Below are 23149 nucleotides of genomic sequence, written 5' to 3' on the forward strand. Positions count from 1 at the left end.
CGCCATCAGAGATGTGTATAAGAGACAGGCGGCGGGTGGGGTGGGCCATGGGGACTCCCTGAGCGGCGGACGGGCGGGGTGGACGGTCGCGTCGAGTATGGAGTCGCACCCCTACCGTTGGGCAGGTACCTGCCAAGAGTTGGCCGGACCGTCGCCGGCCGGTCGGCCGGGCCGCATCCGTTGTTCGCCGTTCCTCGTGTGCGCGAGGCGCCCGGCCGTGGGCGTCAACCGCTCGGCCGTACGCGTGCGCTGCTCAGCCGACCGCCACGCGCTCGCTTGCGGCGGTCCGCTCGCCCCAGCGGACCGTACGGTCGCACCAGCGCTCCAGCAGCACCCGGTCATGGCCGACCGCGAGCAGGGCCGCCCCGGACTCGGAGCGATAGCGCTCGACCACGGCGACCAGGGCGGCCGTCGTGGAGGCGTCGAGCATCGCGGTCATCTCGTCGCAGATCAGCAGCCGGGGCTCCAGCACCAGGGCCCGTGCCAGACAGGCCCGCTGGAGCTGGCCGTCGCTCACCGCGTGCGGGCGGCGCTCCAGCAGCTCCTCGGAGAGACCGACGAGCGGGGCCAGTTCCGCCACCCGCTCGGGGACGTCCCGGCGGCGCCCGGTGGACCGCAGCGGCTGGGCGATCAGTTCGCGCAGACTGAGCCGGGGGTCGGCGGAGAGCCGGGGCTGCTGGAAGACGACGCCGACGGCCGTGCGCTGCTCGCGCGGGGCCCGGTGCCGCCAGCCGCGTATCACCGTGCCGTCGAGGGTCATGGTTCCGGAGTCCGGGCGGTGCAGGAGGGCGGCGACCTTGGCCAGGGTGGACTTGCCGCAGCCGCTGGGACCCAGCAGCCCGACCGCCTCGCCCGCCGCGACGTGCAGGGACACCTCGCGGACGACGGGGTCGCGGCGGTCGTATCCGGCGGTGATCCGGGTCAGCTCAAGCATCGGCGGCCTCCTTGAGGGGGTGCGTCCGGCCGGTGGGCGCGTGGTGGCAGGCCAGGTCCGACGCGAAGGCCGGGCGTTCCCCGGTGCAGCGGGCGTCGGCGTACGCGCAGCGGGCGGCGAACGCGCAGCCCTCGGGCAGCGCCCCGAGCTCCGGCGGCATCCCGGGGATCGGAGCGAAGTCCCGCTCGGGCAGGGCGTCCAGCAGGCCTCTGGCGTACGGGTGGCGGGGGCCGGGTGCGCCGAAGAACGGGGCCGCGTCGGCGATCTCGACGATGCGGCCCGCGTACATCACGGCGACCCGGTCCGCGATCCGTTCGGCGGCGGCCAGGTCGTGGGTGATGATCAGCAGCGCCCGGCCCTTGTCGGTGTGGCGGCGCAGTTCGTCGACGGTCCGCTCGACGAGGTCCCGGTCGAGCCCGGTGGTCGGTTCGTCGGCGAGCAGCAGCGGGGCGTCGCCGATCAGGGCGAGGGCGGTCGCGGCGCGCTGGGCGAGGCCGCCGGAGAGTTCGTGCGGGTAGCGGTCGAGGTGGCCCTCGGGGAACGAGGCGCGGTCGGCGGCCGCCACGGCTGCCTTCGGCAGCTCGCTCCCCCGCGCCCCGGTCAGCTCGCGCAGGCTCTCCTCCAGCTGGGCCCGGACGGTGCGCACGGGGGTGAGGTGGGCGGCGGGGCTCTGCGGTACGAGGCCGATGCGCCGTCCCCGTACGGTGCGGGCGAGGGTGCGCTCGTCGGCGGTCAGCAGGTCCGTGTCCCCGCCGAGCACCGCGCTGCCGGTGGTCGCCGCGTTGGCGGGCAGCAGTCCGAGCAGGGCGGAGGCCAGGACCGACTTGCCGCAGCCGCTCTCGCCGACCAGGGCCAGGCACTCCCCCGGAGCGACGGAGAAGCGGGCGTCGGTGACGGCCGCGATGTCCCGGCCGCCGCGCATCCGGAAGCGGACGGAGAGGTTCTGCACGTCGAGGACGGGCACACCGGTGTTCTCACGGTCGTCGGTCACAGCATCAGCTCCGATTTCCGGCGCGGGTTGATCCGGTCGCGCCAGGCTCCGGCGAGTCCCGCGAGCGCGAGGGTCGGGATGATCAGGAAGAGGCCGGGGAAGAGGCTGGGCCACCAGTCGCCCGCGAGCAGCGAACCGCGCGCGGACTGGACGAGGTTGCCGAGGCTCGCCTGATGGGCCGGGAGCCCCAGCCCGAGGAAGGACAGCGCGGACTCGTGCCACATCGCGTGCGGCACCATCAGCACCGCCGCCAGCCCGGCCTGCGGGAGCACGCCGGGCAGCAGGTGGCGCACGATGACCCGGGTGCGGGAGGCGCCGCCGGAGACGGCCGCGTCGATGAAGGGGCGCGAGCGCAGCGAGAGCACCTCGGAGCGGACGATCCGGGCGGTGGACAGCCAGTGCGTCAGGGCGACCGAGATGATCACCGGCCAGACACCGGGCCGGAACATCGCGACGATGAAGATGCCGAGCAGCAGATGCGGCACGGAGGACAGGGCGTCGACGATCCGCATCACGACCCGGTCCGTCCAGCCGCCGAACGCCCCGGCGAGCGCGCCGATCGCGGTGCCGATGACGGTGGCGGTGAGGGCCGCGACCAGGCCGACGAGCAGGGATACCCGCAGGCCGTAGACGCAGCGCAGCAGGAGGTCGCGGCCGACGTCGTCGGTGCCGAACGGGTGGGCCCAGGACGGCGGGTCGAGCTTGTTGGCCAGGTCGACGGCCTGCTGGTCGAGCTGGGCCAGCGGCGGGACGACGAGGACGGCGAGCAGGACGGCGACGACGATCGTGGCCGAGGTGACGATCCGGACGCGGCGTGTGGTGCGGCCGGGGAGGGCGAGCGTGGTCTCAGCCATCGAAGGCCACCCGGGGGTCGGCGAGTCCGTAGAGGAGGTCGGAGAGCAGGTTGCCGAGCAGTACGGCGGCGGTGGCGAGCACCGTGAGCGCGGCGAGCAGGGAGAAGTCCACCGAGGTGGCGGCCTCCACCGTGGCGGCGGCGATGCCGGGCCAGCTGAACACCGTCTCCACGAGCAGCGCGCCGGTGATGAGTTCGGGGACGCGGGAGCCGATCAGGGTGAGCATCGGCAGCATCCCGGAGCGCAGTGCGTGACCGAGGAGCACGGTGCGCTCGCTCAGGCCCCTGGCGCGGGCGCCGCGTACCGGATCCTCGGCGAGGGCGTCGGCGACGCCCTGGCGTACGTACAGGAAGAACCACGGCAGCTGGGAGACGCCGAGGACGGCCGCGGGCAGCACCAGGTGGGAGGCGACCTGGCCGAAGGTGACGACGTCGCTGGCGGCGTCGGTGAGTCCGCCGGCCGGGAGGACGTCCAGCTTGAGGGCGAAGAACCAGATGGCGAGCAGCCCGAGCCAGAAGGCGGGCGCTGCCTCCAGGGTGTACGCGGCGGAGCTGACGCACCGGTCGAGCCAGCCGCCGGGTTTGCGGGCGGCGAGGACGCCGAGGCCGGTGCCGAGCAGGATCGCGACGAGGAAGGCGGTGGCGGCGAGCAGGACGGACCAGCCCATGCGCTCCGCGATGACGTCGGCGACCGGCTGGCGCATGACGCTGGAGTCCCCGAGGTCGCCCTGGAGCGCCGAGGTCAGCCAGTCCCACCAGCGGGCGACGAGCGGCTGGTCGACGCCGAGGTTGGCCCGCAGCTGGTCGAGGTTCTCCTGTGATGCGGTGAGTCCGGCGGTGCCCGCGTAGGCCTTGACCGGGTCGAAGGGGGAGGCGGCGGCGACGGCGAAGACGCCGAAGGTGACGACGCCGAGGACGGGAACGGCGAACAGGACCCGCCGTCCCGCCATCCGCGCCATCGGCCCCCAGGGGAGGCGTCGGCTCACTTCTTCGAGCCTCCGGAACCCTCGGTGGACCACTTCTCGACGTTCCACCAGGGGCCGGAGGCCAGCCCGTGGTCGTGCGGCTCGACCTGGGTGGTGAGGGGGCCGAAGCGGTCGTCGACGACGTAGAGGTGGTCGATGTGGGTGAGGAAGGTGTAGCCCGGGTTCTTCACCAGCTCGCGCTGGACGGTGTCGTAGGCCTTCTTGCGCTCGGTCTTGTCACCGCTCCGGCGGCCCGCCTCGATCGCGGCGTCGACGGCCTTGTTGTCGTACCAGGCCATGTTGTTGAAGCCGTCGCCCGCGAGGGAGGACTTCAGCAGGGTGTACTGGTCGAAGTCGGGGTCGGCGGGTGAGCCGCCGCCCGCGAGCACGGCGTCGTGTTTCATCCGGGGCTCGATGACCTCCCAGCTGCCGGCCTCGGCGGTGATGGCGATGCCGGCCTTCTTGGCGTCGGAGGCGTAGGCGAGGGCGTGCTCCTGGCGGAGCTTGTCACCGGTGAGGTACCAGAGCGGGAAGGCGGCGCGGACGCCGTCCTTGACCCGGACGCCGTCCTTGCCGGGCTTCCATCCGGCCTCGTCCAGGATCTTCTTGGCGGCGGCGAGGTCGTGGGGGCGCTCGGTGCCCTGGGTGAACCACTCGCTGTCGGTGGGGACGGGCCCGTAGGCGGGCTTGCCGTCACCGTTGAGGATGGCGTCGACCATGGTCTCGCGGTCGACGGCGATGTCGAGGGCGCGGCGCACGGCGGTGTCGCCGGCGACCTTGTTGTGGGTCGGCAGGGTCACCGTGCGGTAGTCGTAGGTGGTGGCGGTGACCGTCTTCTTGCTCGTGTCGTCCGCGAAGCCCTTGGCGAGGTTGGGCGGCAGGATCGCGCCGTCGAGGTCGCCGGAGCGCAGCCGGGTGGCGCGCACGTCGTCGTCCTTGATGATCGCCATGGTGAACTTCTTCACCTCGGGCTCGCCGCCCCAGTAGTGGGGGTTGGCGGTGAAGCTGAGCTTCTCGCCCTTGGACCACTTGGTGAGGACGTAGGGCCCGGTGCCGATGGGGCGGGTGGTGAAGGCTCCGGTGTTGACGTCCTGCTCGCCCGCGACGTGCTGGGGGGCGATGGGCAGGACGGTCCGTTGGGCGAACGGCGCGTAGGGGTACTTGAGCGTGAAGACGACCGTGTCCTCACCCTTCGCCGTGACGTCCTTGACGGCGTCCAGCTCGGTGCGGGAGGCGTTGTTGGTCTTCTCGTCGAGGATGGTGCGGTAGGTGAAGACAACGTCCTTGGCGCCGAACGGCTTCCCGTCGCTGAACTTCACGCCCTGGCGCAGCTTGTACGTGTACGTCAGGCCGTCGGCGCTGATTTCGGGGAGTTCGGCGGCGAGGGCGGGGCGGAGCTTCATGTCCGCGTCCAGGGCGAGCAGTCCGTCGAAGATCTTGGAGTTGCCGTCCTTGCCGTAGCCGAGCAGCGGGCTCAGGCTGTCGGGCTCGTAGGCGATGCCGACGACGGCCGAGGTGGACGCCGATCCGGATCCGCTCCCGGCGCTGTCCGGGTTCGAGCAGGCCGCGGCGGTCAGGGACAGGGTGGTCACCAGCGCGGTGGCGACCGCCACCCGTATCGATCGGGCCGTCATAGTCTGCACATCCCTGTTCAAGATCGGCTGTTATTGCGAACAGTGTGCAATTAAACAGCACGTAAAAGACCCTGGTACAGCCCGCCTCGACTGACGAGACGGGTGTACCAGGGCCGATGCCTCCGAGGACGCCCCCTACGGAGCCGGAAGCTCCGCCAGCTCCGCGACGGTCCGACGATGACGGCCCGCCGTGCCGTACGCGATCGAGTCGGCCTTGGCGCGCTTCAGGTACAGGTGCGCGGGGTGTTCCCAGGTCATGCCGATCCCGCCGTGCAGCTGGACGCACTCCTCGGCGGCGTGGACCGCGACGCCGGAGCAGTACGCCTGGGCCACCGCGACCGCGAGCGGGGCGTCGGGGCTCCCGGTGGCGAGGGCGTCGGCGGCGTTGCGGGCGGCGGCGCGGGCCGAGACGACCTCCAGCCAGAGCTGCGCCATCCGGTGCTTGAGCGACTGGAACGAACCCACGGGCCGGTTGAACTGGTGGCGTTCCCGGGTGTACCGGACGGTCTCGGTCAGACACCACTCCGCGAGGCCGAGCTGTTCGGAGGCGAGCAGTCCGGCTCCGGCGAGCAGTCCGCGCCGTACGGCGGTGGCGCTCGCGTCCCCGTCGGCCAGCAGGGTCCCGGCGGCCCCGGTCAGGGTGACCGCGGCCAGGGGCCGGGTCAGGTCGAGCGGGACGAGCGGCTGTACGGCGACGCCGGGGTCGGCCGCCCCGACGGCGTACAGGCCCTCGGAGGTCGGCACCAGCAGCACATCGGCCACCGCCGCGTCGGCGACGCCGCGTACCGTCCCGTCCAGCGCGGCGAGCACCGCTCCCGCCGCGGCGGGCGGGGTCGCGAAGGGCACGGCGAGCACGGCCGTCCGGGCGCCGGAGGACAGCTCGCCCAGGAGCGCGGCGGCCGGACCGTCCCCGGCGCCCAGCGCGAGCAGGGTCTCGGTGGCCACGACGGAGCTGGTCAGATACGGGGCGGGGGCCACGGCCCGGCCGAGCTCCTCCAGGACCACGGCGGCCTCGCGGTGGGACGCGCCCTGGCCGCCGAGCCTCTCGGGCACGAGGAGGCCTGCCGCGCCGATGCCGGTGGCCAGCGAGGACCACAGCCGCGGGTCGTACGGCGTGTCGGACTCGGTCGCCGCGATCACCTTCGGCGCGTCGGCCCGGTCGGCGAGGAGGGCGCGCACGGCGGAACGCAGGTCCTCCTCGTCCTGCGAGTAGAGCAGGTCGGGGGTGGCGGGGGGCTGGGCGGGCGCGGTCATCGGCTCAGGTCCTTCCAGGCGACGTCCTTGTCGTTGCGGGGTTCTGCGGGCAGGCCGAGGACGCGCTCGGCCACGATGTTCAGCAGGACCTCGCTGGTGCCGCCCTCGATGGAGTTGCCCTTGGAGCGCAGATAGCGGTAGCCGGCGTCCCGTCCGGTGAAGTCGACCAGCTCCGGGCGGCTCATGGTCCAGTCGCCGTACAACAGGCCCTCGTCGCCGAGCAGTTCGACTTCCAGGCCGCTGATCTCCTGGTTGAGCCGGGCGAAGGCGAGCTTCATGCCCGAGCCCTCGGGTCCGGGCTGTCCGGCGACGAGCTGCTGGCGCAGCCGCTCACCGGTGAGCCGGGCGACCTCGGCCTCCACCCAGAGGGTCAGCAGGCGCTGGTGGGTGTCGGTGGTGCGCAGCTCGGGGCGCTCGCGCCAGGTCTTCGCGACCGGGCCGATCATTCCGCCCTCGCGCGGAATGCGGGAGCCGCCGATGGAGACGCGCTCGTTCATCAGCGTCGTCTGAGCAACCTTCCAGCCCTCGCCGACGGGGCCGAGGCGGTGACTGTCGGGGATGCGTACGCCGGTGAGGAAGACCTCGTTGAACTCGGCCTCGCCGGTGATCTGTCGCAGGGGCCGGACCTCGACGCCGGGGCCGGTCATGTCGCAGATGAAGTAGCTGATGCCGCGGTGCTTGGGCAGGTCCGGGTCGGTGCGGGCGATGAGGATCGCCCAGCGGGCCAGGTGGGCGCTGGACGTCCAGACCTTCTGCCCGTCGACGATCCAGTCGCCGGTCTCGTCCCTGGCGGCCCGGGTGGCCAGGGCCGCGAGGTCGGATCCGGCGCCGGGTTCGCTGAACAGCTGGCACCAGACCTCCTCCCCCACCCACAGCGGGCGCAGGAAGCGCCGCTTCTGCTCGTCGGTGCCGAAGCCGAGGATGGTGGGCGCGGCCATGCCCAGGCCGATGCCGATGCGGCGCGGGTCGTTGTCGGGCGCGTCGGCGGCGGCGAGTTCGGCGTCGGCGACCTGCTGGAGGGAGCGGGGCGCGTCGAGTCCGCCGAGTCCCACCGGGTAGTGGACCCAGGCGAGGCCGGCGTCGAAGCGGGCCTTCAGGAAGTCGGTGCGGTCGGTGGTGGCGGGCGGGTGCGCGGCGAGCAGCTCGCGGGTGCGGCGGCGGACCTCGGCGGCGTCGACGGCGGGGCTCATCGGGCGCCTCCGGGCAGGACGACGATGCGGCCCGTGCTCGTGCCGTCGGCGACGCGCTGGACGGCGTCGGCCGCCCCGGCCATCGCGACGCGCTCACTGACCAGGGGTTTGACGACGCCCTGCTCGGCGAGCTTGGTCAGCTCGTCGTGGCAGGCGCGGACGGCGGCCGGGTCCTTGGTGTTGTACAGGCCCCAGTGCAGTCCGACGACGGAGTAGTTCTTCACCAGGGCGTGGTTGAGGCCCGGGGCGGGGATGACGCCGCTGGCGAAGCCGACGACGAGGATGCGCCCCTCGAAGGCGACGCACTTGGCGGACTTGGCGTAGGCGTCGCCGCCGACCGGGTCGTAGACGACGTCCGCGCCGCGCCCGCCGGTGGCTTCCTTCACGGCGGCGACGATGTCCTCGCTCCGCCGGTCGATGACCAGGTCGCAGCCGAGCTCGCGGGCGACGGCCGCCTTCTCCGGGCCGCCGACGACGCCAATGACCTTCGCGCCCGCCGCCCTGCCGAGCTGGACGGCAGCGCTGCCGACACCCCCCGCCGCCGCGTGGACGAGGAGGGTCTCACCGGGCTGGAGGCGGGCGCGGCGATGCAGGCCGAACCAGCCGGTCTGGTAGCCGACGTGCAGAGCGGCCGCTTCGGCATCGTCCAGCGCGTCGGGGGCGGGCAGCAGGGCCGCCTCGTCCGCGACCACGTGGTCGGCGAAGCCGCCGTGGGGCAGGGCGGGGGTGGCGAGGACCCGCCGCCCGTCCTCGGTGGTGCCGCACACCTCGACGCCCGGGGTGAACGGCAGCGGCGGCCGCACCTGGTACTGGCCCCGGCAGAGCAGGGCGTCGGGGAAGTTGACGTTCGCCGCGCGGACCTCGACGAGCACCTGCCCGTCGCCGGGTGTGGGCCGGTCCGTCTCCTCCAGCCGCATCACCTCGCCCGGCTCGCCGTTCCGGTGCACTCGCCATGCCTGCATGAGGGGCCTCCACAACACTGTCGGCATCAACCGCTGCCGCCGTCGGCATTACCACTGCTGCGCAGCATACTAAGCGGTCGCTTGCCCATCTGGGAACACCTCGGCCCCGCCCCCCGGCTTCAGACGCGCTTCGGCTTCGCCCTCACATGCATGCGCTCACCCTGCGGCCCGAACAGGCTGAGGAACTCCACCTTCTCGTCCTCGGCCGGGCCGAACCAGTGCGGCAGCCGGGTGTCGAACTCGGCGGCCTCGCCCGGCTCCAGCACCAGATCGTGTTCTGCCAGCAGCAGCCGCAGCTTCCCGGAGAGCACGAACAGCCACTCGTACCCCTCGTGCGTGCGCTGCTCCGGCGGGCCGCCGCCGGGCTCCTGAATCAGCTTGTACGCCTGGAGGCCGCCGGGCCGGGCGGTGAGCGGCAGCATGGTCCGGCCGTGCTGCACGATCGGCTTGGCCCGCACCCGCGGATCGCCGACCGGTGCGGCGCCCACGAGGTCGTCGAGCGGCACCTCGTGGGCGCGGGCTATCGGCAGCATCAGTTCGAGGCTGGGGCGACGGCCGCCGGACTCCAGCCGGGAGAGTGTGGAGACGGATATGCCGGTGGCGGCGGAGAGGGCGGCGAGGGTGACCCCGCGGTCCTTGCGCAGTCGGCGCAGGCGGGGGCCGACGCCGGAAAGGACGGACTCCAGTTCCGGGTCGTCCCGGTCGTGTTCCTTCATGCGGCCATTGCAGAATCGGCAAGCCGGTTTGTCAACCGGCCAACTCGTCGACGACAGGACCTAGTGGGCGAAGACCTCGAAAGTGACCGCCGGCCGGCCGCCGAACCGCTCGGCCGCTTCCCTCGCCATGCCCTCCAGGAAGGTCCGGCAGTACCGCTCCGGGTCCTCCTGGGTCAGCGCCTCGATATACGTGCGGTGCTCCAGCAGCGACCGGACCGAGCGTTCGAGGCCGGCGGTCGCGTCGACCGCGTGGGTGGGCCGGTCGCTGCCCGCCACGGCGGTCCAGCGCACGCCGTCCCACGGATCGAGTCCCTGCTCGCCGAGTTCCGGGAAGATCCAGCGGTTGCCCGCGTCGGCGACGGCGTCCAGTGCGGCGCGCCCGACCGCGCGGTGGTCGGGGGTGTTCCAGGCGACCCCACCCCAGGTGTCCCGGTGGTTGAGGGTGACCACCAGCTCGGGGCGGTGACGGCGGATGGCCGCGGCGATGTCGCGGCGCAGGCCGGTGCCGTATTCGATCACGCCGTCGCGGTGGTCCAGGAACTCCACGGTCCGCACGCCGACGACGGCCGCGCTCGCCCGCTGCTCCCGTTCGCGCACCGGCGCGCACTCCTCGGGCGACAGCGTGTCGATCCCGGCCTCCCCGCGGCTGGCGAGGAGGTAGACGACCTCACGGCCGCCGTCGGTCCACTCCGCCACGGCGGCGGCCGCTCCGTACTCCAGGTCGTCGGGGTGGGCGACCACGGCCAGGGCGCGCTGCCAGTCGACGGGCATGGGTTCGAGTCGCTGCGACGTCATACCGGCAGGCTACCCACGTACCGTCGCCACGGCAGGCCTCCCGGCTCCGGCGCCGGGCGTGCGAGGCTGGAGTCCGGTGACGGTCACCGCGAACACGGCCGCCCGGCCCGTCCGGGCGGGGTGAGGGGGCGCCCCCTCACCCCGCCGCTCCGGCGAACGAAAGGAACCCGCCCGTGCCCAGCCCCGCATCCCTCTCCCCCGCCCAGGCCGCAGCCCGTCTGGAGGAGTTCACCGTCATCGACGTGCGGGCCCCCGGCGAGTACGCCGCCGGGCACGTCCCCGGCGCCCTGAACATCCCGCTCGACAAGCTGCCGGACGCGCTGCCCGCGCTCAAGTCCGCTTCCGCGCGCGGTTCGCTGCTGGTGGTGTGCGCTTCCGGGGTCCGGTCGACGCGGGCCTGCGAGATCCTCGCGGGAGCGGACATCGAGGCCGTGACGCTGACCGGCGGCACGTCGGCCTGGGAGGGCGACGGCCGCGGCCTGGACCGCCCCGAGGGTGCGCGCACCACCTGGCCCATGGAGCGTCAGGTCCGGCTCGCGGCGGGCTCGCTGGTGGTGGCGGGACTGGTGGCGGGCATCCGCTTCCCGGCGGCGCGCTGGCTGTCCGCGGGCGTCGGGACGGGCCTGGTGTACTCGGCGCTCAGCAACACGTGCGGGATGGCCGCGGTGCTCTCCAAACTGCCGCACAACCGGGCTCCGCGTGCCGCCGGTGACCTGGACGCCACACTGGAGGAACTCCAGCGCTGATCCCGCGGGGCCGGCCGGGCCCCGGGCCGGGTGCGCGGGGCCCGGCCGGTCAGGCCTCGTCGCGCGCCAGCGCCAGCAGCCGGCCCAGGACGCGGGGGCCGCTCGCGCGCACGCCGTCGTGCTCGTACTCGTCCGTCACCCAGGTCCGCAGCCCGCGGATCGCCGCGGCCGTGCGCAGCGAGTCCTCGGTGTCGACGTACATGTCGTCGTGGTAGACGGCCGCCGCGACCGGCACCTCGTTGACGGCGAGCCGCTCGGGGTCGTACAGCACGGGCCAGTCGGTGCGCCGGGCCAGCAGTTCGGCGGTCTCGCGCAGCGGGCGCAGGGCCGGGTCGACGTCGAAGTGCCAGGGGTGGACGGTCTCCCCGGTGAAGAGGACCGGTCCGCCGCCCGCCAGCGCCGTCGCCGCGTCGAACTGCGGGAACTCGGCCCGGACACGCTCGGCGGCCCAGGATGTGGGCCGCTCGCCCTGTCCGTAGATGGCCTCGTGGAGCAGGGCGTACAGCGGGTGCCCGGCAAAGGAGGCGGCCGTGCGCATGGCTTCCTGGAAGGCGTCGGAGAGTTCGGCGCCGCCCGGGGTGCGGACGAACGCGTTCTCCAGCAGGTAGTGGAGCTGGTGGCTGCCGCTGCCCGAGCCGAGCATGATGCCGAGCGACTGGAAGCCCTCGGGTGTGAGCCGGTGTCCGGCGCTCTCGGGCCGGTGCTCGGCGAGGTACGCGGCGATCGCGCGGGCGCGCTCGACGTCCTGGGGGTAGCGGGCGTAGTGGGCGGCGACCTTGCGTTCGATACGGGGGTACGCGGCCCGGTAGACGTCGTCCGCGTGCGCGTCCAGCGAGGGCAGACCGCCGGTGATCAGGACGGCGGCGAGGCCCTCGGGCGCCGAGGAAAGATAGCGGACGGCACAGAAGCCGCCGAACGACTGGCCGAGAACCGTCCAGGGTGCTCCGCCGGTGAGCTGCGGCCGGATCAGTTCGCAGTCGCGGACGATGGAGTCGGAGCGGAAGTGGGTGAGGTAGTCGGCCTGTTCGCTCGGGCCTCCGCGCAGCGGGAGGGTCTGCCGGTTGGCCGGGGTGGACAGCCCGGTGCCGCGCTGGTCGAGGAGGAGCACGCGGAACTCGCGCAGGGCGCGGCCGAGCCAGGCCTCCGTGCCGACGAACCGGCGCGCGCCGAAGCCGGGGCCGCCCTCCAGATAGACCAGCCAGGGCAGTTCCTCGCCGGCACGGGAGGCGGCGACCGCTTCCCGGCCGTAGACCTCGATCTGCTCGCCGCCGGGGTCGCTGTGGTCCAGGGGCACGGTGAAACGCCGGTCGGTGAGGACGACGCCGGGCTGCCGGTAACTGATCACGGGAACTCCTGATTCCGGGGTGCGGGCTGATCCGGGCGAAAGGGCCAGTTCAGCACATCGCCGCACCGGTCCGGCGCAGGGGCCGACGGGGGGGGGATGCCCCGGATGGTCCCGGCCCGTGTGCGCGGCGGCCTCCTGCGCACTTCCGCGTGCCCGCGCGGAAGTGCCGGACACCGCCTAGCGTTCAGACATGATCCGGTTCGAGCAGGTCGGCAAGGTCTATCCGGATGGGACGACGGCGGTCGACGGGCTGTCCTTCGAGGTGGCGGAGGGCGAGCTGGTCACCCTGGTGGGGCCGTCCGGCTGCGGGAAGACGACCACGATGATGATGGTGAACCGGCTGATCGAGCCGACCTCCGGCCGGATCCTGGTGGACGGGGAGGACATCGCCGGGACCGACCCGGTGAAGCTGCGTCGGCGGATCGGCTATGTGATCCAGCAGGTGGGCCTCTTTCCCCATCGGACCGTCCTGGACAACACGGCGACCGTTCCGGCGCTGGTGGGCTGGAAGCGCGCACGGGCCCGGGAGCGGGCGGCGGAGTTGCTGGACCTGGTGGGCCTGGATCCGAGGACGTACGGCTCGCGCTATCCGGCGCAGCTCTCCGGCGGGCAGCGCCAGCGGGTGGGTGTGGCACGGGCGCTCGCGGCGGATCCGCCGGTGCTGCTGATGGACGAGCCGTTTGGCGCGGTGGACCCGGTGGTCCGGGAGCGGCTGCAGAACGAGTTTTTGGCGCTCCAGCGGCGGGTGCGCAAGACGGTGCTCCTGGTGACGCACGACATCGAGGAAGCGGTGCGGATGGGCGACCGGATCGCGGTGTACGGGGAGGGCCGCATCGAGCAGTTCGACACCCCGGCCGCCGTGCTCGGCACCCCGGCCACCCCGTACGTGGCCCGGTTCGTGGGTTCCGACCGGGGGCTGAAGCGGCTGTCGGTCACCGCGATCGAGCCGGAGGACCTGGAGGAGCCCCCGGTGGCCCGGGTGGAGGAGCCCGCCCGGGAGGCGGCGGCCCGGCTGGGGGCGGCGGGGGCCCGGTGGGCGGTGGTGCTGAACGAGCGGGGCGAGCTGCACGGCTGGGTGTCGGCGGACGCGCTGCGGCCTGCCGGGGAGGAAGAGGCGGTGGGCGCTCTGGCCCGCCGGATGGACGCGTGGGTGCCGGTGGGCGCCCCGCTGAAGCAGGCGTTCAGCGAGATGCTCCAGCACGACGCGGGATGGGTGGCGGTGCTGGACGGGGCCCGGTTCCTCGGGGTCCTCACCCCGGCGAAGCTGCACGAGGCGCTGCGCCGCTCGGTGGACGCCGACGCGCAGGGGGTGGGCCGTGAGGAGGTGGAGTTCGATTCCGTGGCGGACGCGTAGGGGTGGGGGCGACCCGACACACCTTACCCGCGTTTACATGTAACCCGCGTGTGCAATTATTGTTGACGCCAGTAAACGTCGTGCGCCAAACGATCTCGGCGGACGACGCGCACGAGGCACACCGCTGCACCGCTCTACCGGAAGGCCGTCACATGTCCACCGTCCCCACCGTCACGCTCAACAACGGCGTGACCATCCCCCAGCTCGGCTTCGGCGTCTTCCAGGTGCCCGACGACGAGACGACCGCCGCGGTCTCCGCCGCGCTGGAGGCCGGCTACCGGTCCGTCGACACCGCGGCGGTCTACGGCAACGAGGTCGGCGTCGGCCGTGCTCTGGCCACCTCCGGGATCCCCCGCGAGGAGCTGTTCGTCACCACGAAACTGTGGAACACCGACCAGGGTTACGACGCCACACTCGCCGCCTTCGACGCGAGCCTCGCAAAGCTCGGCCTCGACCACGTCGACCTCTACCTGATCCACTGGCCGACGCCCGCCCACGACCTGTACCCGGAGAGCTGGCGCGCCCTGGAGAAACTGGCCGCCGACGGCCGGATCCGCGCGGCCGGGGTCTCCAACTTCCAGCCCGCCCACCTGCGCCGGCTGCTCGACACCAGCACGCTCGTCCCGGCCGTCAACCAGATCGAGCTGCACCCGGGCCTTCAGCAGGCCGAGCTGCGCGCCTTCCACGCCGAGCACGGCATCGCCACCGAGGCCTGGAGCCCGCTGGCCCAGGGAGCCCTGCTCAAGGAGGAGGCGCTGGTCTCCATCGCCGAGCGGCACGGCAGGTCCCCGGCCCAGGTGGTGCTGCGCTGGCACCTCCAGCTCGGCAACATCGTCATCCCCAAGTCGGTCACGCCCGAGCGGATCCGGCAGAACATCGACGTCTTCGACTTCGAACTGTCGGCCGCGGACATGGACGCCGTCGCCGCCCTGGACCGGGGCATGCGCACCGGCCCGGACCCCGACACCCTCAACTGACCCGGGTCGCCGTCAGCGTCCGCGACGGTAGCTGCTGCCGTCCCGGGGCCGGACCAGCAGCCCCGCAACGACGAGGTAGCGGCGCAGCGCGGAGCAGTCCTCGTGGACGGTGAGGAGCGCCTCGTTCACCTCGCGCTCGGTGTACGAGCGCTCCCGCTCGAACAGCGTGTCGGCGAGGTGCGCGAGCAACTGATCCCGCCGGGCCTCCTTGCGCGGGATCGCGACCAGGCGACCGTGCGAGAAGAGCGCCTCGACCCGGTGGGGGCGACGGGTCCGCGACAGCGGCGCGGGAGTCTCTGGTTCAGCGGGCATGGCCGGAAGCGTCGCAGGCGTCCGGAGGAGGGGCAACGCCTTTTCGGCGTTGCCCCTCCTCGCGTTGACAGAGCCGCACCGCCCGGGTTGTGATGTGCATGTGCAGCGTGACGTCGGCCAAAGAGATCTGGGCCGGCCGGCGGTCGAGCCAGCACCTTCTTCCCAGGGATGACGCCATGAGTCCACTCATCGCCCCCTGCCTCTGAGCAGCCGCGCTCCGAGCGCGCCTTCGCATCCGAACACCTCACCGCGGAAACCCCGCGACGCAGGGCCTTCGCCTGCCCGCTTTCCTTCCGGGAGACCCAGAACCTCCATGCCTCAGAACTTCCAGCTGTCCGTCATCGCCGAGTTCCGCGCCAACGCCGGGAAGGTCGGCGGCCCCTTCGAGGGCTCCGACCTCCTGTTGCTCACGACGACCGGGGCCCGCTCCGGCACACAGCACACGACGCCACTCGGATACGTCCGCGACGGCCGCCGGCTCCTCGTCGTCGCCTCCAACCTCGGCGCACCGCTCCACCCCGACTGGTACCGCAACCTCCTCGCCCGTCCCACCGTGCGGGTCGAGCTGGGGGACGAGGAGTTCGAGTCCCTCGCCATGCCGGCCGAAGGGGCCCGACGCGACGAACTCTTCGCCCGGGTCGTCGCCGAAGCGCCCGGGTACGCGGAGTATCAGGACGCCACCGACCGGGCGCTGCCGGTCGTGGTCCTGGAACTCCCCGACCCCGACGTGACGGCTCCCGCGATCACCTCGCTCGCCGACAAGCTGGTGGAGGTGCACACCTGGCTGCGCGGCCAGTTGCTCCACGTGGGCGCCGAGACGGAGGCGCACTTCGCCGCGCGGGCTTCCCACCCGGGCGGGGGCGAACCGCCCGCACCCGGGCTCGGGCTGCAGATCCGGCAGCGCTGCCTGGCGTTCTGCCAGGCGTTGGAGTTCCACCACACGGCCGAGGACGGCCACATGTTCCCCACGATGGAGGGCTACCACCCGCACCTGGTGGACGTCTTCGACCGGCTGCGGGAGGAGCACCGGAGCATCGGGGCCGTACAGACGGCGCTCGCCGCACTGCTGGCCGACGTCGCCATCGCGGAGCCGGACCGCTTCCGCGCCGAACTGGCCCGGATGACCCAGGAGCTGACCGCCCACCTCGACTACGAGGAGGAGCACCTCCTGCCCCTGCTGGCCGATGTTCCCTGGCCCCCGGCGCCGCCCGCGTCCTGAGCTGTCGGGCGGCTCAGTCCCTCGGGAGGAGCTTCTTCGACTTCAGGTAGGTGCGCGCCACGTCCTCGGGCAGCCTGCGCCAGCTGTCGACCCGCTCGTTCATCGACGCCAGGTCGGCGGTGGTCAGCACGGTGTTGAGCCGGCCGACGGCGTCGCGCACCCCGGTGCTCCCGGCGCGGGCGCGGTTGACGACGGGGACCACGTAGTCCGCGTTCTGGAGCTTCTTGTCGTCCTCCAGCAGCACAAGACCGAACTGGTCCAGTGTGGCGTCGGTCGTGGTGGTCAGGACCATCTGGTCCTGACCACTCTGCACCGCCTGCTTGGCCTGGGTGGTGCCGACGCCCTTCGGGTCGACGGCGACGACGTCGATGCCGTACGTCTCGCGCAGGCCGGGTGCGCAGTAGGGCCGCTGTACGCATTCATCGCCCGCCGCCAGCCGTACGGGCAGCTTCGCGGCGCCGACGTCGCTGAGGGTCTTGAGCCCGTGTCTCCTCGCGTACGCGGCGGTGACGGCGAAGGCGTTCTGGTCAACGGCCCGGCCGGGGTCGAGCACGGTCAGTCCGCGCGGGGCGGCGAGCGCGCGGAGCGCCTTCATGGTGGCGGTTCGGTCGGGCGAACCGACGGGGGGCGCGTCGGCGCCGTTGGCCTTGGCGTTCAACCAGTCGGCGAAGGTCGCCGCGTACTCCGGCACCACGTCGATCTGACCGTTCTCCAGGGCGGGTTCGTAGATCTCCCGGTTGGTCACGGAGATGATGCCGGCGGAGTACCCGGCGCGCTCCAGGAGCAGTGCGTACATCTGGGCCAGCAGCTCGCTCTCGGTGAACCCGGCGGATCCGACGGTGAGTTCCCTGCTGTCGCCGGGCGGTGCGGTGACCTCGCCCCGGTTCTCCAGCGTCGGGCCGGTGGTGCAGGCGGTGGCGGCGAGGAGGGCCAGCGCGGCCAGGGCCCGGCCGGCGCGGCTCACACGGCCTCTCTTCCGCGCCGGGGGGCGAGACGCTGCCCGGCCTCGAAGAGGCTCTCGACGAGGAGGGCGAAGGCGGCCACCAGGATCGCTCCGGCCACCACCTGCGGGGTGGAGGCGAGGTTGAAGCCCGCGGTGATGATCCGGCCCAGTCCCCCGCCGCCGGCCAGCGCCGCGAGGGTGGCGGTGGCCACCAGCTGGACGGCGGCGATCCGCACACCGGTGAGGATCAGCGGCAGGGCGAGCGGCAGTTCCACGCCCAGCAGCATCTGGCGGCCGGTCATGCCCATCCCCCGGGCGGCCCGGACGACGTCCCGGTCGACCTCGCGCATCCCGACGTAGGCGTTGGTGAGGAGCGGCGGCACGGCGAACAGGACGAGCGCGATGATCGTCGACCACTGGCCGTGGGTGCCGATGGGCGTGAGCAGCAGCAGGACCAGGACGGCGAAGGTGGGTACGGCCCGGCCGATGTTGGAGAGGTTGACGGCGAGCGCGCCGCCCTTGCCGAGGTGGCCCAGGACGAGGGCCACGGGAAGGGCGATCAGACAGCTGATGAGCAGACAGACGGCGGTGAGGAAGAGGTGTTCGCCGAGCCGGCTCCAGACGCCGTCGGGGCCGGACCAGTGGTCGGCCGTCGTGAGCCAGGACCAGGCGTCGGAGAGGGTGTTCATGCCTGCCTCCGCGCCGCGCGGGACGTCTTCACGCCTGCCTCCGGGTCCAGGGGGTCAGCAGCCGTCCCGCTCCCAGGAGCAGCAGGTCGGCGGCGACGGCGATGACGACGCACAGCACGGAGGCGGTGAGCACCTGGGCCTTGAAGTAGGTGTTCATGCCGGAGTAGATGAGGTTGCCGAGTCCGCCGTGGCCGACGATCGCCCCGACGGTGACCAGGGAGACGGCGGAGACGGTGGCGATGCGCAGCCCGGCCATCGCGGCGGGCAGCGCGAGCGGGAGCTCCACGGCGAGCAGCAGGCGCAGCGGCCCGTACCCCATGCCGCGTGCGGCCTGCCGGGTCTCCTCGGGGACGGCCCGGAGCCCGGCCAGGATGTTGCGGACGAGCAGCGTCAGCGAGTAGAGGACGAGCCCCGCGATCACCAGCGCGGCGGAGAGTCCGTAGAGCGGCAGCAGCAGCGAGAACATCGCCAGCGACGGGATCGTGTACAGGATCGTCGTCAGCCCGAGCACCGGGCCGGCCGCCCAGCGCCACCGGCGGGCGGCGAGCGCCAGGGGAACCGCGAGCAGGAGGGCGAAGGCCACCGAGGCGGCTGTCAGCTGGAGATGTTGCAGCACGGCGTCCACCAGGATCTCGCGGCGGCTGGAGAGATAGGCCCCGCAGATCCACTCGTTACGGGCGAGGCAGTCGTCCGGGGGCGCCGTCACCCGTCCATTCGAGCGTGGCAGGGCGCCCGTCGCGCGTCGGGGGCCGCCGTTCGGAGGTTTTGAGCGAGTGCTCAACTCTCTGGTAGCGTCCCGGCGCACAAGGGTTGAGCACTCGCTCAACACCCGTGGCTACCGGGGGCACGCGTGGGGCTGTACATAGAGGCGTTGATCCGTACCGATCCGGAGCGCCTGTGGGCACGGACCCAGGACCCTGGTCAGCATCAGCGGTGGGATCTGCGCTTCACCGAGATCAGCCCCCTGCCCGGACCTGCGGGTTCCGCCCAGCGGTTCCGGTACGCGACCCGGGTGCTGCCCTTCCTGACCGTCGCGGGGACCGGGACGAGCGCGGGTGAGCGGCACCGGGAGGACGGCGAGCGGGTCTCCGCGCTGCGCTTCGCCTCCTCCGAGAAGCTGTCGCCGCTGTCCGAGGGCAGCGGCTACTGGCGCTACGTCCCCACCGCCGACGGCATCCGCTTCCTGACCGGTTACGACTACCGGACCCGCTGGGGCCGCTTCGGCGCGGTCGCGGACCGGCTGGTGTTCCGGCCGCTGATGGGCTGGGCGACCGCCTGGTCCTTCGACCGGCTGCGACTGTGGTGCGAGCGTGACATCAGCCCCGCCCGGTCGCTGACACATGCTCTGGCGGAGGTCCTGGCCCGGATCCTCGTGGTGGCGGCGGCCCTGCCCTTCGGCCCGGCGGCCATACTGCCCGCCGCCCTGGCCGCGCTGCTGGCACCCCCGTCCCCGCTCACGCCCGCCGCCCGCCGCTGTCTGCGCGGAGCGCCCGGCCGCCCGGCCGCCGCCCCGTCCCTCCTCGCCCGACTGGAGCGCCCATGACCTCGATCTTCGCCCGTGCGATGGGGGAGGACTTCGAGCGGCTCCACCCGCAGCTGCGCCGACGCTTCTCGGTCGGTCTGGAAAGCGGGGAGGCGTGCGTCGGGCGCGGTTCCATGGACCGGATCTGGCACGGCCGGGCGTTCGTGAAGCCGTTCCTCGCGCTCGGCGCCACGCGCAACATCCTGGTGCCGAGGACCGGCCGCGACATCCCGTTCACCATCGAGAACGTGCCGTACACCGACGCCCACGGCCGTGAGACCGTGACCTTCGTCCGGACGTTCGCCCTGCCGGACGGTCCGCGCCGCTTCGACGCGACGATGGTGCACAGTCCCGAGCGGTCCTGCGTGCTGGACTACCTCGGCACCCACCAGCACCTGGCCTCCGACCTGCGGCTCACCGCGGAGCCCGACGGTTCCCTGCTCATCCGCTCCGGGGAACACCGTTTCCGCGAAGGGCCCCTAGACGTACGGGTTCCCCGGCTGATCGGGGGCGACGCCGAGGTCCGCGAGTCCTTCGACGACGCCACGGGCCGTTTCCGCATCCGGGTGGCGGTGACCAATCGCCGCTTCGGCCCGCTGTTCGGATACGAGGGCACGTTCCGCGCCCGCTATGTCGACGCCCTGCGCCACGGCGTTCGGGCGGGTCTGCGCCCGGTCCGCGAAGAGGCGCGGGCGTGACGGGGAGCGCGGCGGGCACGGACACCCGCACGAAGCTCCTGGAGGGCGCGCTGCGCACGCTCGCCGAACAGGGGATCGCCAGGACGTCGGCCCGCTCGGTGGCCGCCTCGGCCGGGGTCAACCAGGCGCTGGTCTTCTACCACTTCGGCTCGGTCGACGAGCTGCTGGCGGCGGCCTGCCGGTACGGCGCGGAGCAGCGGGTGGCCCGTCACCGCGACCGGCTCGCCGCCGTGACGACCCTCGCCGAGCTGCTGGAGTGCGGGCGCGCACTGCACGAGGAGGAGCGGGCCGGCGGCCATGTCGCCTTTCTCGCACAGGTGCTCGCGGGGGCCCAGACCCAGCCCCGGCTGGCGCCCGCGACCGCGGCCGGGCTCGACCTGTGGACCGCCGAGATCGAGAAGGTCCTGGTCCGGGTCCTGGCGGACTCACCGCTGGGCGAGTTCACCGACCCGGTGGGGCTGGCGCGCGCCGTGACCGGGTCGTTCGTGGGCCTGGAGCTGTACGAGGGCGTCGACCCCGCGGGGGCGAGGCGCGCCTTCGACGCGCTGGAGCAGCTCGCCGAGCTGGCCGGGGTGCTGGACGAGCTCGGCCCGGTCGCCCGGCGTGCGGTGCGCCATCGGCTGCGGCGCACGGGGAGGGCGTAGGGAGGCGACTCGCGACGGGAGCGGGGAACGACCTGGCGTTCCCGAGCAACCCTCCTCGCCCTGCTGCCGTCTTGATCAACGACAGGACGGTGCGCCGCGTGTGACCTGCGGCGCCCAACCCCCACAAGATCCGGGCCCGCACGACCGCCGGACTATACCCCCCGCGTATACATGGAGGGCATAGCCACGCCGGCGCGGGCCCGGCACCGCGCGGAAGGCCCCCATGCAGACCAAGGCACTGGCGCCCGAGTACCAGGGAGCACTCACCAAGATGTCGGTGAACGCCTCCCTCACCGACGTACTGGCCGAAGGCATACGCCACTTGAGGCAGGCCGAGCTCTCCGGATCACAGGAGGAGGTGGCGCGTTCGGGCCTCGCCGTGGCCGAGGCGCACCGCAGGCTCGGGCAGGTCGCGGAGGCCGACCGGGCCTGGAAGGCCAGCTACCGGGCCGCGCGGACGGCAGGGAACACCGGGGCGATGGCGTGGGCACTGTGGAGCGGGGGCACGCTGGCGCGCCAACGCGGGGCGCTGCGCCTCGCGTTCAGGCTGCTCGGCCTCGCCGCGGAGCTGGGGAAGCGGGGCGGCGACGTGGTCGCCCGCGGCTATTCGCTGGCCGGCCTCGCCGAGACCGGACGGATCCAGGGCGACTACGCGACCGTCGCGACGCTGCACGAACAGCTGCTGGCCGAGGCCCGCGCACGGGGCGAGGCCCGGCACACCGTCTGGGCGCTGGAGGGCATAGCGCAGATCCACCGCAACACCGGTTCGCTGGACACGGCGCTGGAGATGTTCGAGGAGGCGGCCATCCTCGCGGGCGACGCGGACGACCGGCGCGGCCGGGCCTGGGCCCTGCGTGGCATCGCCGACATCGTCTCCCTCCGGGACGGGGCGACCGGGCGCGCACTCGGTCTGCTCTCCGAGGCCGAGGTCACCTGCCGCGAGATGAACCTCTCCAGCGCCCTGGCGTACAACCACAAGATGCGGGCCAACGTGCTCTTCCGCGCCGGGCGGTACGAGGAGGCGCGCGAGGTCTACGAGCAGGCGCTCGGCGAGTTCCGCGCGATGGGCGAGCCGCGGGGTGAGGCGCTGGCATCGCTCGGCCTGGTCAAGGCGCGGGCCAGGCTCGGCCGGGACCGCGACGCCACCGCCGCCGAGCTGGACGACCTGCGCGGCAGACTGAGCCGGATCGGGCTGCTCAACGCCCAGGAGATGGTCGAGAAGGCCTACGCCGAACTCGGCGTGGAACCGGCCGCCGCGGGCGAGAGGGACGGCCGCCGATGACGCTCTCCACGACCGGCCTCGCGAGTGCGCCGCAGATACTGGACCGCTGCCGCGCACTGGTGCGCCCGGCCCTGGTGGAGTCGGTGGGACGGCTGCACCCCTGGCACGCGGAGACGGCGGCCTTCTCGCTGGGCTGGAGCGGGACAGGCGGCGAACCGACGCCCGGATCGCAGGGCAAGGGCGTCCGCCAGGCGCTCGCGGTGCTCGGCGCGGAGGCCGCGGGCGGCAGCGGGGAGGACGCGGTGCTCGGCGCGGTCGCCGTCGAGCTGATCCACACCTTCTCCCTGATCCACGACGACATCATGGACGGCGACGAGACCCGTCGCCGTCGGCCGACGTTGTGGAAGGCGTACGGCACGGGCCCGGCGGTCCTCGCGGGGGACGCGCTGTTCGCACTGGCCGTCTCCACGCTGGCGGAGGCTCCGGGTCCCGCCGGCCCGGCGGCGGTCCGGCAACTGGCGGGCGCGCTGGGCGATCTGGTGAACGGTCAGGCACAGGACCTGCTGTTCGAGTCCCGGCCGTGGACCGGGCCCGGGGCGGTGCTGCCGCACGAGTACCGGTCGATGGCGACCCACAAGACGGGCGCCCTGCTCGGTTGCGCCGCCGCCCTGGGCGCGGTGCTGGCCGGCGCCCCGGCGAGCACCGTCGAGGCGCTGGACGCGGCGGGGCGGCACGTGGGGGTGGCGTTCCAGGCGGTGGACGACCTGCTCGGGATCTGGGGCGATCCGCAGGTGACCGGCAAGCCGGTCCACAGCGACCTGCGGCGGCTCAAGAAGACGTACCCGGTGCTCGCGGCCCTCTCGGCCGATCACCCGGCGGCCCGGCGTCTCGACGCGCTGCTCACCTCCGCCGGGCCGCTCGACGACCTGACGGCGCGCCGTGCGGCCGAGCTGATCGACGAGGCCGGCGGGCGGCGGGCCGCGTTGGCCGAGGCGCACGAGCACCTGGCCGCGGCCCGCGCCTGTCTGGACCGGGTGCCGCTGGCCGAGGGCGCGCGCGGCGATCTGCTCACGCTGATCCCGTACCTCGTGGACCGCACCGGCTGACCCGTGGCCGCCCACCGGAAACCGGCGGGCGGCCACGGTCCTTCCTACGGCACGATGGGCTTCGGCCCGGCCTTCTCC

General features: G+C 73.2%; 24 protein-coding genes. 9 read left to right on the top strand and 15 right to left on the bottom strand.

Annotated elements, in window-relative coordinates; translation table 11 throughout:
- Nucleotides 1-253: 253 nt before the first annotated feature.
- The 10 genes from CR470_RS14265 to CR470_RS14310 all read right to left on the bottom strand — a co-directional run bounded on the left by CR470_RS14265 (nt 254) and on the right by CR470_RS14310 (nt 10294).
- Nucleotides 254-934, bottom strand: coding sequence for an ABC transporter ATP-binding protein (locus CR470_RS14265; RefSeq protein WP_097867962.1), 681 nt, complete (start codon nt 932-934; stop codon nt 254-256).
- Nucleotides 927-1925 (bottom strand): ABC transporter ATP-binding protein, encoded by a 999-nt coding sequence (locus CR470_RS14270; RefSeq protein WP_097867963.1) that lies wholly within the window; start codon nt 1923-1925, stop codon nt 927-929. The genes CR470_RS14265 and CR470_RS14270 overlap by 8 nt, the downstream gene beginning before the upstream one ends.
- Nucleotides 1922-2779 (bottom strand): ABC transporter permease, encoded by an 858-nt coding sequence (locus tag CR470_RS14275; RefSeq protein ID WP_097867964.1) that lies wholly within the window; start codon nt 2777-2779, stop codon nt 1922-1924. Before CR470_RS14275 ends, CR470_RS14270 begins: the two co-directional genes overlap by 4 nt.
- On the bottom strand, nt 2772-3737 hold the full coding sequence (locus tag CR470_RS14280) for an ABC transporter permease (RefSeq protein WP_097867965.1): 966 nt from the start codon (nt 3735-3737) through the stop codon (nt 2772-2774). The genes CR470_RS14275 and CR470_RS14280 overlap by 8 nt, the downstream gene beginning before the upstream one ends.
- A 23-nt stretch (nt 3738-3760) precedes the next feature.
- Complete coding sequence (locus CR470_RS14285) at nt 3761-5377, bottom strand: ABC transporter substrate-binding protein (protein ID WP_097867966.1); 1617 nt, start codon at nt 5375-5377, stop codon at nt 3761-3763.
- Between the two features lie 135 nt (nt 5378-5512).
- The gene (locus CR470_RS14290; RefSeq protein WP_097867967.1) at nt 5513-6631 is read right to left on the bottom strand and encodes an acyl-CoA dehydrogenase family protein; all 1119 of its coding nucleotides are present in this window, start codon (nt 6629-6631) and stop codon (nt 5513-5515) included.
- Nucleotides 6628-7821 carry an acyl-CoA dehydrogenase family protein gene (locus CR470_RS14295; RefSeq protein WP_097867968.1) on the bottom strand — a complete coding sequence of 398 codons (1194 nt, stop codon included), beginning with the start codon at nt 7819-7821 and terminating at the stop codon, nt 6628-6630. The genes CR470_RS14290 and CR470_RS14295 overlap by 4 nt, the downstream gene beginning before the upstream one ends.
- A complete protein-coding gene (locus CR470_RS14300) occupies nt 7818-8783 on the bottom strand; it encodes an NADPH:quinone oxidoreductase family protein (protein ID WP_097867969.1) in 966 nt (321 codons plus the stop codon). Before CR470_RS14300 ends, CR470_RS14295 begins: the two co-directional genes overlap by 4 nt.
- A gap of 119 nt (nt 8784-8902) precedes the next feature.
- On the bottom strand, nt 8903-9499 hold the full coding sequence (locus CR470_RS14305) for a helix-turn-helix domain-containing protein (protein WP_097867970.1): 597 nt from the start codon (nt 9497-9499) through the stop codon (nt 8903-8905).
- Between the two features lie 60 nt (nt 9500-9559).
- On the bottom strand, nt 9560-10294 hold the full coding sequence (locus CR470_RS14310; RefSeq protein ID WP_097867971.1) for a PIG-L deacetylase family protein: 735 nt from the start codon (nt 10292-10294) through the stop codon (nt 9560-9562).
- A 173-nt stretch (nt 10295-10467) separates the two neighbouring features.
- Between CR470_RS14310 and CR470_RS14315 the strand changes: the two genes are divergently transcribed.
- The gene (locus CR470_RS14315) at nt 10468-11040 is read left to right on the top strand and encodes a rhodanese-like domain-containing protein (RefSeq protein ID WP_097867972.1); all 573 of its coding nucleotides are present in this window, start codon (nt 10468-10470) and stop codon (nt 11038-11040) included.
- A 49-nt stretch (nt 11041-11089) separates the two neighbouring features.
- Here CR470_RS14315 and CR470_RS14320 read toward each other — a convergent pair whose 3' ends face one another.
- A complete protein-coding gene (locus CR470_RS14320) occupies nt 11090-12385 on the bottom strand; it encodes an alpha/beta fold hydrolase (RefSeq protein WP_097867973.1) in 1296 nt (431 codons plus the stop codon).
- A 190-nt stretch (nt 12386-12575) separates the two neighbouring features.
- Between CR470_RS14320 and CR470_RS14325 the strand changes: the two genes are divergently transcribed.
- Both CR470_RS14325 and CR470_RS14330 read left to right on the top strand, forming a co-directional pair.
- Nucleotides 12576-13739 (top strand): betaine/proline/choline family ABC transporter ATP-binding protein, encoded by a 1164-nt coding sequence (locus CR470_RS14325; RefSeq protein WP_097867974.1) that lies wholly within the window; start codon nt 12576-12578, stop codon nt 13737-13739.
- 152 nt (nt 13740-13891) lie between these two features.
- On the top strand, nt 13892-14716 hold the full coding sequence (locus CR470_RS14330) for an aldo/keto reductase (RefSeq protein WP_097867975.1): 825 nt from the start codon (nt 13892-13894) through the stop codon (nt 14714-14716).
- Between the two features lie 12 nt (nt 14717-14728).
- On the opposite strand, the gene CR470_RS14335 is transcribed toward CR470_RS14330, so the two are convergent.
- Nucleotides 14729-15028, bottom strand: a complete 300-nt coding sequence (locus CR470_RS14335; RefSeq protein ID WP_097867976.1) for a DUF2087 domain-containing protein — start codon at nt 15026-15028, stop codon at nt 14729-14731.
- A gap of 313 nt (nt 15029-15341) precedes the next feature.
- On the opposite strand from CR470_RS14335, the gene CR470_RS14340 reads away from it, so the two are divergent.
- Nucleotides 15342-16247 (top strand): nitroreductase/quinone reductase family protein, encoded by a 906-nt coding sequence (locus tag CR470_RS14340; protein WP_097867977.1) that lies wholly within the window; start codon nt 15342-15344, stop codon nt 16245-16247.
- Between the two features lie 13 nt (nt 16248-16260).
- On the opposite strand, the gene CR470_RS14345 is transcribed toward CR470_RS14340, so the two are convergent.
- The 3 genes from CR470_RS14345 to CR470_RS14355 are packed head-to-tail and all read right to left on the bottom strand — an operon-like array spanning nt 16261 to nt 18585.
- Nucleotides 16261-17211: an ABC transporter substrate-binding protein gene (locus CR470_RS14345; protein WP_097867978.1), complete on the bottom strand. Its 951-nt coding sequence runs from the start codon at nt 17209-17211 to the stop codon at nt 16261-16263.
- Nucleotides 17208-17879: an ABC transporter permease gene (locus tag CR470_RS14350; RefSeq protein ID WP_097867979.1), complete on the bottom strand. Its 672-nt coding sequence runs from the start codon at nt 17877-17879 to the stop codon at nt 17208-17210. Before CR470_RS14350 ends, CR470_RS14345 begins: the two co-directional genes overlap by 4 nt.
- 28 nt (nt 17880-17907) lie before the next feature.
- Nucleotides 17908-18585, bottom strand: coding sequence for an ABC transporter permease (locus tag CR470_RS14355; RefSeq protein ID WP_097867980.1), 678 nt, complete (start codon nt 18583-18585; stop codon nt 17908-17910).
- A gap of 144 nt (nt 18586-18729) precedes the next feature.
- Between CR470_RS14355 and CR470_RS14360 the strand changes: the two genes are divergently transcribed.
- The 5 genes from CR470_RS14360 (at nt 18730) to CR470_RS14380 (ending at nt 23071) form a co-directional block, all read left to right on the top strand.
- Nucleotides 18730-19422, top strand: a complete 693-nt coding sequence (locus CR470_RS14360) for a hypothetical protein (RefSeq protein WP_097867981.1) — start codon at nt 18730-18732, stop codon at nt 19420-19422.
- Complete coding sequence (locus tag CR470_RS14365; RefSeq protein ID WP_097867982.1) at nt 19419-20099, top strand: DUF4166 domain-containing protein; 681 nt, start codon at nt 19419-19421, stop codon at nt 20097-20099. The genes CR470_RS14360 and CR470_RS14365 overlap by 4 nt, the downstream gene beginning before the upstream one ends.
- A complete protein-coding gene (locus tag CR470_RS14370; RefSeq protein WP_097867983.1) occupies nt 20096-20743 on the top strand; it encodes a TetR/AcrR family transcriptional regulator in 648 nt (215 codons plus the stop codon). The genes CR470_RS14365 and CR470_RS14370 overlap by 4 nt, the downstream gene beginning before the upstream one ends.
- A 223-nt stretch (nt 20744-20966) precedes the next feature.
- Complete coding sequence (locus tag CR470_RS14375) at nt 20967-22025, top strand: tetratricopeptide repeat protein (protein WP_097867984.1); 1059 nt, start codon at nt 20967-20969, stop codon at nt 22023-22025.
- Complete coding sequence (locus tag CR470_RS14380; protein ID WP_097867985.1) at nt 22022-23071, top strand: polyprenyl synthetase family protein; 1050 nt, start codon at nt 22022-22024, stop codon at nt 23069-23071. Before CR470_RS14375 ends, CR470_RS14380 begins: the two co-directional genes overlap by 4 nt.
- Nucleotides 23072-23149 lie beyond the last annotated feature (78 nt).

Source organism: Streptomyces sp. rh34 (genome assembly GCF_002551245.1).
In the GTDB taxonomy this organism is placed as follows: domain Bacteria; phylum Actinomycetota; class Actinomycetes; order Streptomycetales; family Streptomycetaceae; genus Streptomyces.